This is a genomic window from Bacillus glycinifermentans (genome assembly GCF_001042475.2).
GTDB classification, from domain to species: Bacteria; Bacillota; Bacilli; order Bacillales; family Bacillaceae; genus Bacillus; species Bacillus glycinifermentans.
Map to the genome: position 1 here is coordinate 202101 of NZ_LECW02000005.1, position 13193 is coordinate 215293.

At 47.6% G+C, this 13193-nt stretch carries 12 protein-coding genes; 8 read left to right on the forward strand and 4 right to left on the reverse strand.

Going from position 1 to position 13193, the window contains the following annotated elements:
* Positions 1-9 precede the first annotated feature (9 nt).
* The 4 genes from AB447_RS06900 to AB447_RS06915 all read left to right on the forward strand — a co-directional run bounded on the left by AB447_RS06900 (position 10) and on the right by AB447_RS06915 (position 3677).
* Positions 10-954 carry an arabinooligosaccharides ABC transporter permease AraP gene (locus tag AB447_RS06900; RefSeq protein WP_048353900.1) on the forward strand — a complete coding sequence of 315 codons (945 nt, stop codon included), beginning with the start codon at positions 10-12 and terminating at the stop codon, positions 952-954.
* A complete protein-coding gene (locus tag AB447_RS06905; protein WP_046132169.1) occupies positions 954-1793 on the forward strand; it encodes a carbohydrate ABC transporter permease in 840 nt (279 codons plus the stop codon). The genes AB447_RS06900 and AB447_RS06905 overlap by 1 nt, the downstream gene beginning before the upstream one ends.
* Before the next feature lie 33 nt (positions 1794-1826).
* Entirely contained in the window at positions 1827-3335 is a 1509-nt protein-coding gene (gene arfA / locus AB447_RS06910) for an arabinosylfuranosidase ArfA (protein WP_048353901.1), read from the forward strand.
* 69 nt (positions 3336-3404) lie between these two features.
* A complete protein-coding gene (locus AB447_RS06915; protein WP_048353902.1) occupies positions 3405-3677 on the forward strand; it encodes a hypothetical protein in 273 nt (90 codons plus the stop codon).
* A gap of 101 nt (positions 3678-3778) precedes the next feature.
* Here AB447_RS06915 and AB447_RS06920 read toward each other — a convergent pair whose 3' ends face one another.
* From AB447_RS06920 to AB447_RS06930, 3 genes are read right to left on the reverse strand one after another with little or no spacing between them, the layout of a single operon-like run.
* Positions 3779-5230 (reverse strand): PH domain-containing protein, encoded by a 1452-nt coding sequence (locus AB447_RS06920; protein WP_048353903.1) that lies wholly within the window; start codon positions 5228-5230, stop codon positions 3779-3781.
* Positions 5217-5696 (reverse strand): PH domain-containing protein, encoded by a 480-nt coding sequence (locus AB447_RS06925; protein ID WP_048353904.1) that lies wholly within the window; start codon positions 5694-5696, stop codon positions 5217-5219. The genes AB447_RS06920 and AB447_RS06925 overlap by 14 nt, the downstream gene beginning before the upstream one ends.
* A 10-nt stretch (positions 5697-5706) precedes the next feature.
* Positions 5707-6300: a TetR/AcrR family transcriptional regulator gene (locus AB447_RS06930; protein WP_057957489.1), complete on the reverse strand. Its 594-nt coding sequence runs from the start codon at positions 6298-6300 to the stop codon at positions 5707-5709.
* Positions 6301-6450: 150 nt separating this feature from the next.
* Between AB447_RS06930 and cstA the strand changes: the two genes are divergently transcribed.
* Entirely contained in the window at positions 6451-8247 is a 1797-nt protein-coding gene (cstA, locus tag AB447_RS06935) for a carbon starvation protein CstA (protein ID WP_048353905.1), read from the forward strand.
* A 30-nt stretch (positions 8248-8277) separates the two neighbouring features.
* Here cstA and sspI read toward each other — a convergent pair whose 3' ends face one another.
* A complete protein-coding gene (sspI, locus tag AB447_RS06940) occupies positions 8278-8493 on the reverse strand; it encodes a small acid-soluble spore protein SspI (RefSeq protein ID WP_046131922.1) in 216 nt (71 codons plus the stop codon).
* A 114-nt stretch (positions 8494-8607) separates the two neighbouring features.
* Between sspI and AB447_RS06945 the strand changes: the two genes are divergently transcribed.
* The 3 genes from AB447_RS06945 (at position 8608) to pheT (ending at position 13176) form a co-directional block, all read left to right on the forward strand.
* Positions 8608-9354, forward strand: a complete 747-nt coding sequence (locus tag AB447_RS06945; RefSeq protein ID WP_048353906.1) for a TrmH family RNA methyltransferase — start codon at positions 8608-8610, stop codon at positions 9352-9354.
* A gap of 357 nt (positions 9355-9711) precedes the next feature.
* Complete coding sequence (gene pheS, locus AB447_RS06950; RefSeq protein WP_048353907.1) at positions 9712-10746, forward strand: phenylalanine--tRNA ligase subunit alpha; 1035 nt, start codon at positions 9712-9714, stop codon at positions 10744-10746.
* A 15-nt stretch (positions 10747-10761) separates the two neighbouring features.
* Positions 10762-13176 carry a phenylalanine--tRNA ligase subunit beta gene (pheT, locus tag AB447_RS06955; protein ID WP_048353908.1) on the forward strand — a complete coding sequence of 805 codons (2415 nt, stop codon included), beginning with the start codon at positions 10762-10764 and terminating at the stop codon, positions 13174-13176.
* Positions 13177-13193: the final 17 nt, after the last annotated feature.

A 13193-nucleotide genomic window follows, 5' to 3' on the forward strand; every position in this document is an offset into this window, starting at 1 on the left:
GGCGATAACTTGAAGACTGTCAAAACGGATACAGTGCATTCGTTTCCGCCGGTGAGCAGAAAAAGAAAGATGACCCGCCTATTATATTCAGCAAAAGCCGCACCTTACTTTTTTACAGCACCTTTCGTACTCTCCTTTTGCATCTTTTTTCTTTATCCGCTTATCAGCGTCATCATCATGAGCTTTCAAAGCATTCTCCCCGGGGAGATCCGCTTCGTCGGGGCGGAAAACTATAAAGCTTTAAATAATCCCACTTTTTATACCGCACTATTCAATACAATCAAATACACTTTTTGGACATTGCTTATTTTAATACCGGTTCCTCTTATTCTTGCAGTCTTTTTGGATTCAAAGCTTGTAAAGTTTAAAAATGTGTTTAAATCGGCTTTATTTATCCCTGCCTTGACATCGACGATCGTGGCGGGCATCATTTTCAGGCTGATTTTCGGAGAAATGGAAACATCGCTTGCGAACTCGATTTTGCTGAAGCTCGGAGCCGCGCCGCAAAACTGGCTGAACAATGAGCATACGGGAATGTTTTTAATGGTTATGCTCGCATCATGGCGGTGGATGGGCATTAATGTGCTGTATTTCCTGGCCGGCCTGCAAAATGTTCCGAAAGAATTGTACGAAGCGGCCGAAATTGACGGCGCCGGCACGCTGAAGAAATTTTTCTATATTACGCTTTCGTTTTTAAAGCCCGTCACCGTCTACGTGCTGACGATCAGCATCATCGGCGGCTTTCGGATGTTTGAAGAAAGCTATGTGTTGTGGCAAAACAATTCCCCGGGCAATATCGGGCTGACAATGGTCGGATACATTTATCAGCAGGGGCTTGCCTACAACAATATGGGCTACGGTTCGGCGCTCGGCATCGTGCTGCTCGTCATTATTTTCATCGCAAGCCTTATATCGTTAAAGCTGTCAGGATCATTTAAAAAGGAGGGCTATTAATGCATGCGAGAGGCTCAAACATTGCGAAAACAGCGACATTTTTCCTGTTTGCGATCTTAAGTTTTTTGTTTGTGTTTCCGCTGTTTTGTCTTGTGCTCGGCTCGCTTAAGCCGTCTTCGGAATTGCTGAGGTTCGGGCTTAATTTAAGGTTGAGCCCCGAATTGTTAAGCCTTGACAACTATGCCTATTTGTTTAACGGAGGAAGCATTTATTTTAAATGGTTCTCGAACAGCCTGATTCTTGTCGTCATATCGACCGTTTTAACGCTTTTGTTTTCATCGATGGTCGGTTACGGGCTTGCCGTGTATCAGTTTAAGGGGAAAAATCTCCTGTTTGTATTTGTGCTCTTGATCATGATGGTGCCGATTGAAGTTTTGATGCTGCCTTTATTTAAAATGACGGTCGCGCTGCATATCGTCGACACGTACGCCGGGGTGATCCTTCCGTTTATCGTATCGCCCGTCGCCGTCTTTTTCTTCCGGCAGTATGCGCTCGGCCTGCCGAAAGATTTGCTCGACTCGGCGAGAATGGACGGATGCACCGAATTCGGCATTTACTTCCGGATTATGGCCCCGCTCATGAAGCCGGCTTTCGGAGCGATGATTATCCTCCAGTCATTAAACAGCTGGAACAATTTTTTGTGGCCGCTGATCGTGCTGCGGTCGAAGGAAATGTTTACGCTTCCGATCGGATTATCGGCTTTGCTCAGTCCGTACGGCAACAACTACGACATGCTGATCTCAGGTTCAGTGCTGGCGATTCTGCCTGTCATACTGATTTTCTTGTTCTTCCAAAAGTACTTTGTGTCAGGTTTGACAGCAGGCGGAATTAAAGGCTGATCATAAAATATTCTCTGGGAAGGAATGATTGAAATGACTGCAAAACAAGCAAAAATAACGATCGACAAGGAATATAAGGTTGCGGAGGTTGACAAGCGGATCTTCGGCTCGTTCGTCGAGCATCTCGGAAGAGCCGTCTATGAAGGCATTTATGAATCGGATCATCCGGAGGCAAATGAATCGGGCTTTCGCAAAGACGTCATCAAACTCGTCAAAGAGCTGAAGGTGCCGTTTATCAGATATCCGGGCGGAAACTTTGTATCGGGGTATAACTGGGAGGACGGAGTCGGCCCTGTCGGAGAGCGGCCGACAAGGCTTGATCTGGCATGGGCGACGACCGAACCGAATTTGATCGGCACCAATGAATTTATGGACTGGGCGAAGCTTGTCGGCGCGGAAGTGAATATGGCCGTTAACCTTGGCACGAGAGGCATTGACGCAGCCCGCAATCTCGTCGAATACTGTAACCATCCGTCAGATTCATACTACAGCGATCTCAGAAAATCGCACGGCTATAAAGAGCCGCATAAGATCAAAACGTGGTGCCTCGGCAATGAGATGGACGGTCCTTGGCAGATCGGCCATAAAACGGCCGCCGAGTACGGAAGAATCGCCGCTGAAGCCGCAAAGGTCATGAAATGGATGGACCCTTCCATCGAGCTTGTCGCCTGCGGAAGCTCAGGAAGCGGAATGCAGACGTTTATCGACTGGGAAACGACCGTGCTCGATCATACGTATGAACACGTCGAGTATATCTCGCTTCATTCGTATTACGGAAACCGTGACAACGATCTTCCGAACTATTTAGCGAGATCGCTTGATATGGATCACTTTATCAATACGGTGATTGCCGTCTGCGACTATATGAAAGCGAAAAAGCGCAGCAAAAAAACGATCCACCTTTCCTACGATGAATGGAACGTCTGGTATCATTCGAATGAAAAAGACAAACTGGTCGAGCGCTGGGAAAGAGCGCCTCACCTTCTTGAAGACATTTACAACTTCGAGGATGCCCTTCTTGTCGGCTGTATGCTGATCACGCTCTTGAAACATGCCGACCGCGTGAAAATCGCCTGTCTCGCACAGCTTGTCAATGTGATCGCGCCGATCATGACGGAAAAAGGCGGAGAAGCCTGGCGGCAGACGACATTCTATCCGTTCATGCACGCTTCTGTCTACGGACGGGGAACGGTATTACAAACGGCCGTTTCATCGCCAAAGTATGACAGCAAAGACTTTACAGATGTTCCGTATTTAGAGTCTGTCGCCGTTTTCAATGAAGAAGCCGAAGAATTAACGGTATTCGCCGTCAACCGCGATACAGACGGCGGCCTGCAACTCGAAGCCGATACCAGAAGCTTTGACGGCTACACCGTCTGCGAGCACATCGTGCTTGAACACGAAGACAACAAAGCGACGAACGAAAAAGACCGAAACAACGTCGTTCCGCACAGCGGCGGAGACGCCAAAGTATGCGACGGCAGGCTGACGGCGTGCCTCCCTAAGCTTTCCTGGAATGTGATCAGGCTTAAAAGACAATAAATGTAAAAACCGGCCGTTGTGCCGGTTTTTTATGTGTGTGTAGAATAATATAAAACAGGGGGGAGACATATGAAATGTTTTTCTGCTGCGTATTGGTGTTTGATATACGGGTTTTTGGCATACCTTTGGCTTTTGTTTATATCGGAAATCATTGAGAGAACACAGTCTTTTAAAAGCTCATTTTTAACGGGAGCCGTCATATTGACCGGCACCGTGTTGTTTTTGACGCTGGTTCATCGTGTTACAGCTTCGGCTGAAAAGAAGAATGTCAATAGAATCGCAGGATCAGCATCGTTTTGCCTTGTGATCCTCATTCATTTTTATGTCGTTCCGCTTTGCTGAAACAAAAAAGGCGGGCATCCGGTGACTCCCGCCAATTATGCCTTGAAAAGGCAGCAGATGAAGCATGTGTTTATTTTAATCTTATTATTCCTATTAGTCAACTAGGTTTTTGTTGTTTTAATGGCATGTTGATAAATAGCTGTCGCACTCTCTATCGGAATATGGTTTAACGAAAACTTTACGTTTTCTTTTCCGGAAGCAACGGCTATCTTAATGGATGCCAAGTTTTTTCTCTCTTGCATAACTGTTTGGCCTAACGCTGCCCACTGAATGCGGCCGTGTTTAATGATGACCGTTCGCCGGGCAAAAGTTCCGTACTGCAAAGTTAAAAATCGGCTGCTTTGATTCCAACGAGTCCTTCGATACCCCATCCATCCCATCCATAGTAATCCAAGCGGCAGAATGGCAGTCAGATAATGAAAGGGATAAGGAAGGAACATCCATATCGGTATTGATAGAAGACAGCCTGCTGTAAATGGCAGAACCATATAATGAAGTCTGGCTTCTTTTGTAAGCATGCGCAAATTGCGGTTCCTCCGGTAACCTGTAAACGGTTCAAGCATGGAATGGGCTTTTTCTTTTTTAACAAAGGGAAGAATCGTAATCGTTTTTTGGCTTTGTTCATTTGGACTGTTACGTATAACGACAGCTTTAATTAAGACGAATCCCAAGAGGCGGTGAATCGGCGGCTCAATGATGAGAATCGCCTGTATCCGGTTTGGGGCAATCGTTCGCTTTTTCTTCTCAAACAGGCCTTGTTCGATTTCAAGTTCTCCTTTGGCATTCTTGCTTAATGTGAAATGATAGTCGGTTACAAATGTCAGCATTAATGAAAGTGCAAATGATAAAACCACCAGCATGACCACCGTGATCATGATCCAGTTGGAACCGAACCAGCCGGATAGGCAGGTGAACAAAGTGTCCCGGTCAGTGTCTTTCGTTATATCCTGATATTTTAGCAATCCCAGTGATAAAAGCGTAAGCACAATCCCAAATTTAGGCGAGAGAAGGCTGTGCAATATGAGATCATTTTTATATAGTTGAAACACTGACTCTCCAGAATGATTGATCGGCCTGCTGTTTGCTTCTGCTTTTAAAACCGTTCGAATGCGCTGTTCTTCTTCTTTTGAAATACAGCTGAGAATGATGCTGGATTCATCACCTCCGGCAAGTTCAATCGTTAACGTTCGCGTAGAGAATAAATGGTCATATACACGGACCGTAGAATCGACGGATTGAATGCGGTCCGGCTGCACCCATCTTTTCTTTGTCACAAACAAACCAGATTCAATATATATCGCTTTCTCGTGTATCTGGTAGGAAAATGCCCGCCATCTCAATACACCAATTATGAAAAACGCGATAATAAGCAAAGAACTAAAAGCAATCATGATGATGAAACCAGGGATGTGGCTGCCCAGTTTATGAATAAATAGTACGAGCAGCGGAACCAGCCATATGAAGGACAACGATTCCTTGATCGCTATCATGACAAAATAAAGGATCGAAACAGGATGGAGACGATGTTTTATTAATGTTTCAGACTTGTTCATCGCTTAACCTCGCATAGGCTTCAATATCTTGGCGGATAGATTCGGCGGTTCCTTCGGCTAATCCCCGAATTTCATGGCTTCCGGCTGCTGTCGATAAAGTAATCGTATATAAATTGTACTTTTTTAAAATAGGGCCTTGTTTTGCTTCGACATGCTGGACTTTACCCATGGGAATTAATACTTTCCGCTTAAAAAAGATCCCTTTATGGATTTGGATGCTTAATTCACTTATCCGATACCGCCATAAACGATATTTCCACCTCGGCAAAAGATAAAGTTCAAATGGTACAGAGGCAACAGCCAAACACGATGCTCCAGCCAAAATCCATGTTGGCCAGCCGAATGTTAAAGTACAGTATAGCAAGGCAAGGATAACGCATGTATACACGGATAACGTGATCACACCTTCAAGCTTCCTTGCGGCAACAATTTTTTTGTCTAATTTCTGCAATTCGCCAGTTCTCATGATAGTCCCCCTATTTAATTGTTTTTCTCGTTGCGTAATCGAACGTATCAACAATTTCAGATATCGTGCTCTCCATGTCTGATATATCATGATTTGCGATTTTTGGTCCCAATGAATCGATTACGCTTCGCACGGTTCTAGCCATAATAAGCGGGGAAAACTCCCTGAAACTCCCTTCTATTTCCTGTCCCCACTTGAAAATGTCAATCAGCGGTTCATATATTGATTCATCTTCGTCCTTATAATACAGCTCACCGCTTTCTGTTCGTAAGTTGGAAACCACTTCAATGATTGCGGTAACGTATTTGGGGTGTTCAAACATGAATCTGAGATTTGATTCAATATAGGCACGGAGTGTAGCCGGTGCGCTGTCTAAACCATCCATGAACTTTTCCATATAAGGCGCTGCAAGTCCGTAGGAATGCTCCACAACAGCCTTCATCAGCTGCATTTTATTCGGAAAATGATACGTGACAACTCCTTTGCTAATTCCTCCCTTTTTTGCGATATTGCCGATAGAGGCATTCGCATAGCCTTCTTCGGCAAGCACTTGAATGGCGTCTTCAATAATTTGCAGTCTTCGCTTTTGTGTTTTTGTATTCATGGCTTCATTTTAGTACGATCGTGCTAAAGTGTCAATCTGAAAATTGGTTTATATGGAAAGAAAATAAGATATAAGAGCAGGTGAAAATATGATTGCGCTTACATAAAAGATAGGCTATGTTAAAAGGGAAACAAAGGGGGAGGAATTGGGATGAATGCAATTACGATTGTGATCGCTTCTATCTGCATATTGGCGATCGCCTACCGTTTGTACGGAACATTTATGATGGCAAAAGTGCTGAAGGTGAATGACGACAAACCGACTCCTGCCCATCTTCAAAAAGACGGCAAAGACTATGTGCCGACAAATAAATGGGTGTCGTTCGGCCATCACTTTGCGGCCATCGCGGCGGCGGGACCGCTTGTCGGACCGATTTTGGCGGCGCAATTCGGCTATTTGCCGGGCTTATTATGGCTGTTGATCGGAGCGGTTATCGGGGGAGCCGTTCATGACATCGTCGTTTTATTTGCATCGATGCGAAGGAATGGAAAGTCTCTTTCAGAAGTCGCCAAAGAAGAGCTCGGGCCGGTTGCCGGATTTTGCACCGGGCTTGCAATGCTGTTTATCATTACGATCACGATGGCCGGGCTTTCGATGGTGGTGCTCCATGCGCTTGAACGCAATCCGTGGGGGACGTTTGCCGTGGCCATTACGATTCCGATTGCGATGGGAGTCGGTTTATTTTATAAAAAGACGGGCAACTTAAAGCTCGCATCAACCGGCGGGTTCATTCTGCTCATGGCCGGTGTGTTCATCGGTCCGGCCGTCGCGAATACACCGCTCGGCGAAGCGCTGACGCTTGATGTGAAAACGCTCGCGATCGCGCTTCCGGTCTATGCGTTTTTTGCGGCGGCGCTCCCTGTCTGGCTGCTGCTTGCGCCGCGCGATTATTTGAGCAGTTTTATGAAAATAGGCGTGTTTGTCGCGTTGATTGCGGGCGTTTTTGTCGTGAATCCGGCGATTCCGTTTCCGGCGTTTACCGAATTTACGAAAGGCGGCGGCCCGGTCTCGCCAGGCCCGGTTTGGCCGTTTATTTCGATCACGATCGCCTGCGGGGCAATTTCCGGATTCCACGCGTTTGTTGGTTCAGGAACGACGCCGAAAATGCTCGACAAATGGAGCGATATGAAATTCGTCGGCTTCGGCGCCATGCTGGTCGAGTGTCTTGTCGGGATTATGGCGTTGATTGCGGCGACGGCTTTGCAGCCGGGCGATTATTTTGCGATCAACAGCGCCCCTGAAGTATTTCGGACGCTTGGCATGGACACCGTCCACTTGCCTGAGCTCAGCCGCGAAATCGGTCTTGATCTGGAGGGAAGGACGGGCGGAGCCGTGACGCTCGCTGTAGGCATGGCTTATATTTTTACGGATATTCCGTTTTTCAGCCACTTGGCCTCATATTTCTTTCAATTTGTCATCATGTTTGAAGCGGTCTTTATCTTAACGGCGATCGATGCCGGAACGAGGGTGGCCCGCTACTTGATTCAAGACTTTTTCGGCGAAGTGTACAAACCGCTCAAAAAAACGGATTGGCTTCCGGGGTCGGTCTTCGCAAGCGCGCTCGCATGTTTAATGTGGGGCTACCTCTTGTATTCGGGCGATATCAGTTCCATTTGGGCGCTTTTTGGCGTCTCCAATCAGCTGATGGCATCCGTCGGGTTGATCATCGGGGCGACCGTTGTCTTAAAAATTGCCGACAAAAGGCGGTATATGCTGACATGCCTCATTCCGCTCGCTTATTTATATGCAACGGTCAATTATGCGGGATATTGGATGATCAGACACGTGTATTTTAATGCCGAAGCCGCCGGCTACAGCGTCTTAAACGGCATTTTGTCGATCATCATGCTGATTCTGGGGCTGGTGATTATGGTAACGGCCATTAAGAAGTGGACGGTGCTTTGGCGTGATCCGGTGCTGAGAATGGAGCCGTCGATTCCAGGCTGAAAAAATAAACCGGGGGCTGCAGCCTCCGGTTTATTGCTTCGGTTTTAATCCTTGCTCCAGCGTCTCAAGCATTTCATTTTTGTCTGATTCTGAAGCGTTCTGCCAAATCACTTCAAACAAAACGCCCAGTCCAGGCAGCATTTTTTCTTCTCCGCTTTGGATTGCATCGACGATCGTGTGTTCAAGCTCCTCCTGAGTGTTTCCTGTTACATTGGCGATAACCGCGTGTCGCAGATTCAAATCCACTTTTTTCACTCCATTTCCTTATCTGATTTTCTATATTCTGTCTCGTTTCCGGGTTTATTATGTATCATTCATGAGATATAATGTGACTATTGCCAGACAAAGGAGTCAAACGATTTGAAACGAATTGAATCAGCCAAAAATCAAAAAGTGAAGGATTGGAAAAAACTTCATACGAAAAAAGAACGGATAAAAACCAATACATTTTTAATAGAAGGCGAACATCTTGTGGAGGAGGCGCTAAAAAACCCCGGCATTGTAAAAGAAATCATGGTCAAGGATGAAGCGGACATCCCGTCCGGACTGGATGCGTCTGTTCCGTGCTATATCCTGAGCGATGACGCTTTTTCTCAAGTAACGGAAACGGAAACGCCGCAGGCAGTCGCCGCTGTCTGCCGTATCCCTGAACAAGGGCCCCTTCAATACGAAAAGCTGCTTCTGGCAGATGCCGTCCAGGACCCCGGCAATTTGGGAACGATCATTCGGACCGCTGATGCCGCAGGAATCGATGCCGTTGTCATCGGAAACGGGACGGTTGATCCGTACAACGCCAAAACGCTCAGGTCAGCCCAAGGCTCACATTTCCATATCCCGATCGTAAAAGCGGAGCTTCCCGGGCTGATCGAAGAGCTTAAAGAAAAGCGGATTCCGGTTTACGGCACCGCGCTGCAAAATGCCGTGCCATTCAAGGAAGCATCACCGTCGAAGTCGTTTGCCCTTCTGATAGGAAATGAAGGAGCAGGCGTTGATCCCGATCTGCTCGGCCTGACGGACAGGAACCTGTACGTTCCCATTTACGGCAAAGCCGAGTCTTTGAATGTGGCCGCCGCTGCGGCGGTTCTGCTTTACCATCTGCGCGGATAACCGCTTGCACACGATGATGGAATTCACTATAATGAATGTAATATGTTGAAAAACAGTGACAGAGGACGGTTTTTTTTAAAAGCGCCGCCATTCAGGGAGAAAATGCCCCAGACTGAAAGCATTTTTATGGCAGGCTAAAAAAACGTTTCACCTCTTGAGTTGTCGCCGGGACCGCATGATATGCGTAAAGGCGAACCGGAGCCAATCCGTTATGTCAATGAAGCGAGAAACAAAGCTTGTTTTGCTTTGTTTAAAAAGGGTGGTACCGCGGGCCACGATTCGTCCCTTTCAATAAGAAAGGGGCTTTTTTATTTGTCATTCATCGGTTTGTCCAGATAAAAGGAGGAATTGCTAAACATGCAGGAACAGCTGAAACAGCTTGAAAAAGAAGCGGTAGCCAAAGTTGAAGCCGCACAGTCATTAAAAGAAGTCAACGATGTCCGTGTCGCGTATCTCGGCAAAAAAGGACCAATTACAGAAGTGCTCAGGGGAATGGGCAAGCTTTCCGCAGAAGAAAGGCCGAAAATGGGCGCATTGGCAAACGAAGTCAGAGAGACGATTGCCGCCGCGATTGCTGAAAAAAACGCCCGTCTTGAAGAAGAAGAAGTCAAAAGAAAGCTCAAAAGTCAAACGATCGATGTCACGCTTCCGGGAAATCCCGTCAAAGCGGGGGCAAAGCATCCGCTGACCATCGTGATCGAGGACATTGAAGACCTGTTTATCAGTATGGGATATTCTGTAGAAGAAGGCCCTGAAGTGGAAACGGATTACTACAATTTCGAAGCATTGAACCTTCCGAAGGATCATCCGGCGCGCGATATGCAGGACAGCTTTTACATCACCGAAGACACGCTGATGAGAACACAGACTTCAGGAGTTCAAACGCGGACGATGGAAAAGTATAAAGGAAAAGGCCCGGTGAAAATCATTTGTCCGGGAAAAGTGTACCGCCGCGACAACGACGATGCAACGCACTCTCACCAGTTTATGCAGATCGAAGGGCTTTGCGTCGATCATAACATCAGCATGAGCGATTTGAAAGGAACGCTTGAAACCGTCGCGAAAAAGATGTTCGGCGAAGAGCGCGAAATCAGACTGCGTCCAAGCTTCTTCCCGTTCACAGAACCATCTGTTGAAGTTGACGTTTCCTGTTTCAAATGCGGAGGAAAAGGCTGCTCCGTTTGTAAACAAACAGGCTGGATCGAAATTCTCGGTGCAGGAATGGTCCATCCGAACGTGCTTGAAATGGCGGGATTTGATTCCAAACAATATCAGGGCTTTGCGTTTGGAATGGGTGTCGAACGAATCGCGATGCTGAAATACGGCATTGACGATATCCGTCATTTCTATACGAACGATGTCAGATTTTTATCTCAATTTAAACAGGCTTAAAGAGGAGGACGCGTGATGTTTGTTTCATATAAATGGTTGGAAGAGTACGTGAATTTAGACGGAATGACGCCTGAGATTCTCGCGGAAAAGATTACGAGAAGCGGGATCGAAGTAGAAGGTGTTGAATATAAAGGCGAGGGCATCAAAGGCGTTGTCATCGGACATGTTCTTGAGCGGGAGCAGCATCCGAACGCAGACAAATTAAACAAGTGCCTCGTCGATATCGGTGCAGAGGAGCCCGTCCAAATCATTTGCGGCGCCCCGAACGTCGATAAAGGGCAAAAAGTAGCCGTTGCAACGGTCGGCGCCGTACTGCCGGGCAATTTTAAAATCAAGAGAGCGAAGCTCCGCGGCGAAGAGTCAAACGGTATGATCTGCTCGCTGCAGGAGCTCGGCATTCAAGGCAAGCTCGTGCCGAAAGAATACGCGGAAGGCATTTTCGTATTCCCGGGCGATGCTGAAACCGGAACGGACGCGCTGAAGAGACTTGCGCTCGATGATGCGGTGCTGGAGCTCGGACTCACACCTAACCGCGCCGATGCGATGAATATGCTCGGCGTCGCTTACGAGGTGGCGGCGATTCTCGGACGCGATGTAAAGATTCCTGAAACGTCTTATCAGCCGGGTACTGAAAAAGCGGAAGAGTACATTGCGGTTCAAATCGAAGATCGGGAAGCAAATCCTATGTATGCGGCAAAAATCGTTAAGGATGTCAACATCGGTCCGTCTCCGCTCTGGATGCAGACGAAGCTGATCAATGCAGGAATCAGACCGCACAACAATGTCGTCGATATTACAAACTTTGTCCTGCTCGAATACGGCCAGCCGCTGCACGCTTTTGACTATGACCGCTTCGGCTCAAAAGAAGTCGTCGTCCGCAAAGCGAAAGAAAACGAAACGATTGTGACGCTCGATGAGCAGGAAAGAACGTTATCAGCCGACCACCTTGTCATCACAAACGGCTCTATTCCGCAGGCCGTTGCAGGCGTGATGGGCGGAGCAGATTCTGAAGTCCGCGAAGATACGAAGACGATTTTGCTTGAAGCGGCATATTTCAGCGGAAACACCGTCCGCAAAGCTTCAAAAGACCTCGGACTTCGCAGCGAATCAAGCATCCGCTTCGAAAAAGGAATCGATCCAGAACGGGTGCGCCTCGCCGCAGAACGAGCCGCAGACCTGATCAGCCGCTATGCAGGCGGAACCGTGCTGGAGGGCACAGTGGAAGAAAATCACCTCGATATCAAGCCGAAAGTCATCAGCCTGTCCGCTGATAAAGTGACGAAGGTGCTCGGCGTGTCCATCAGCAAAGAGGAAATGGCCGATATTTTCAAAAGGCTCGGCTTTTCTGTCGAAGAAGCTGGCGGTAAGCTCATCGTAACCGTTCCGACGAGAAGGGGCGACATTACGATCGAAGAGGACCTGATCGAAGAGGTCGCACGGTTGTACGGCTATGACAATATCCCGTCTACGCTTCCTGAGGTGACAGGCTTTACCGGCGGTCTCACCCCGTATCAGGAAAAGCGGAGAAAGGTCAGACGCTTTTTGGAAGGCGCGGGGCTTTCGCAGGCGATCACGTACTCGCTGACAAACGATAAAAAAGCGACCGCATTCGCCCTTGAAAAGTCGTTCAAAACGATCCTTTCACTGCCGATGAGTGAGGAAAGAAGCGTATTAAGGCACAGCCTGCTTCCGAACCTGCTCGACTCTGTCGCCTACAACCTGGCGCGGCAGACCGATTCAGCGGCCTTTTACGAAATCGGCTCTGTTTTCTTAAAAGTCGAAGAACAGACAAAACCGGTCGAAAAAGAGCATGTCGCCGGAGCCGTGACAGGACTGTGGCACAAGAACCTTTGGCAGGGCGAGAAGAAGCCGGTTGATTTCTTCGTCGCCAAAGGCATCGTCGAAGGGCTTTTAGAAAAGCTCGGAGTACAGGAAGGCATCGAATTCGTTCAATCTGAAAGAAAAGAGCTACATCCGGGACGGACGGCCAATATTTTGCACAACGGCAGCCTGATCGGTTTCATCGGCCAGCTCCATCCATCAGTCGAAAAAGAGCTTGATCTGAAAGAAGCGTACGTATTTGAGCTTGACTTGCACGCACTTTTTGCACTGGACGTGCCGGCCATCGCGTACAAGGCTATTCCGAAATACCCGTCCGTCACACGCGACATCGCGCTTGTCGTAAACAAAGACATCGCAAGCGGCCAGCTTGAAGACGTCATCAAAAAAGCCGGAGGGAAATTATTGAAGGAAGTGCACGTCTTTGACGTCTACGAAGGCGAACATATGGAAGAAGGCAAAAAATCGGTCGCTTTCAGCCTCCAATATTTAAATCCGGAACAAACGCTGACAGAAGAAGAAGTGACAAAAGTTCACGACAAAGTGCTGAAAGCGCTGGAGGAAACGTATCAAGCTGTGTTGAGAGGATAAAACTTAAAAAATAACCG

Coding starts and splice junctions, on each gene's coding strand:
- AB447_RS06905 (WP_046132169.1), top strand. CDS start 954: ATGCATGCGAGAGGCTCAAACATTGCGAAAACAGCGACATTTTTCCTG.
- arfA (WP_048353901.1), top strand. CDS start 1,827: ATGACTGCAAAACAAGCAAAAATAACGATCGACAAGGAATATAAGGTT.
- AB447_RS06915 (WP_048353902.1), top strand. CDS start 3,405: ATGAAATGTTTTTCTGCTGCGTATTGGTGTTTGATATACGGGTTTTTG.
- AB447_RS06920 (WP_048353903.1), bottom strand. CDS start 5,230: ATGAACAAGTCTGAAACATTAATAAAACATCGTCTCCATCCTGTTTCG.
- AB447_RS06925 (WP_048353904.1), bottom strand. CDS start 5,696: ATGAGAACTGGCGAATTGCAGAAATTAGACAAAAAAATTGTTGCCGCA.
- AB447_RS06930 (WP_057957489.1), bottom strand. CDS start 6,300: ATGAATACAAAAACACAAAAGCGAAGACTGCAAATTATTGAAGACGCC.
- cstA (WP_048353905.1), top strand. CDS start 6,451: ATGAATGCAATTACGATTGTGATCGCTTCTATCTGCATATTGGCGATC.
- pheS (WP_048353907.1), top strand. CDS start 9,712: ATGCAGGAACAGCTGAAACAGCTTGAAAAAGAAGCGGTAGCCAAAGTT.
- pheT (WP_048353908.1), top strand. CDS start 10,762: ATGTTTGTTTCATATAAATGGTTGGAAGAGTACGTGAATTTAGACGGA.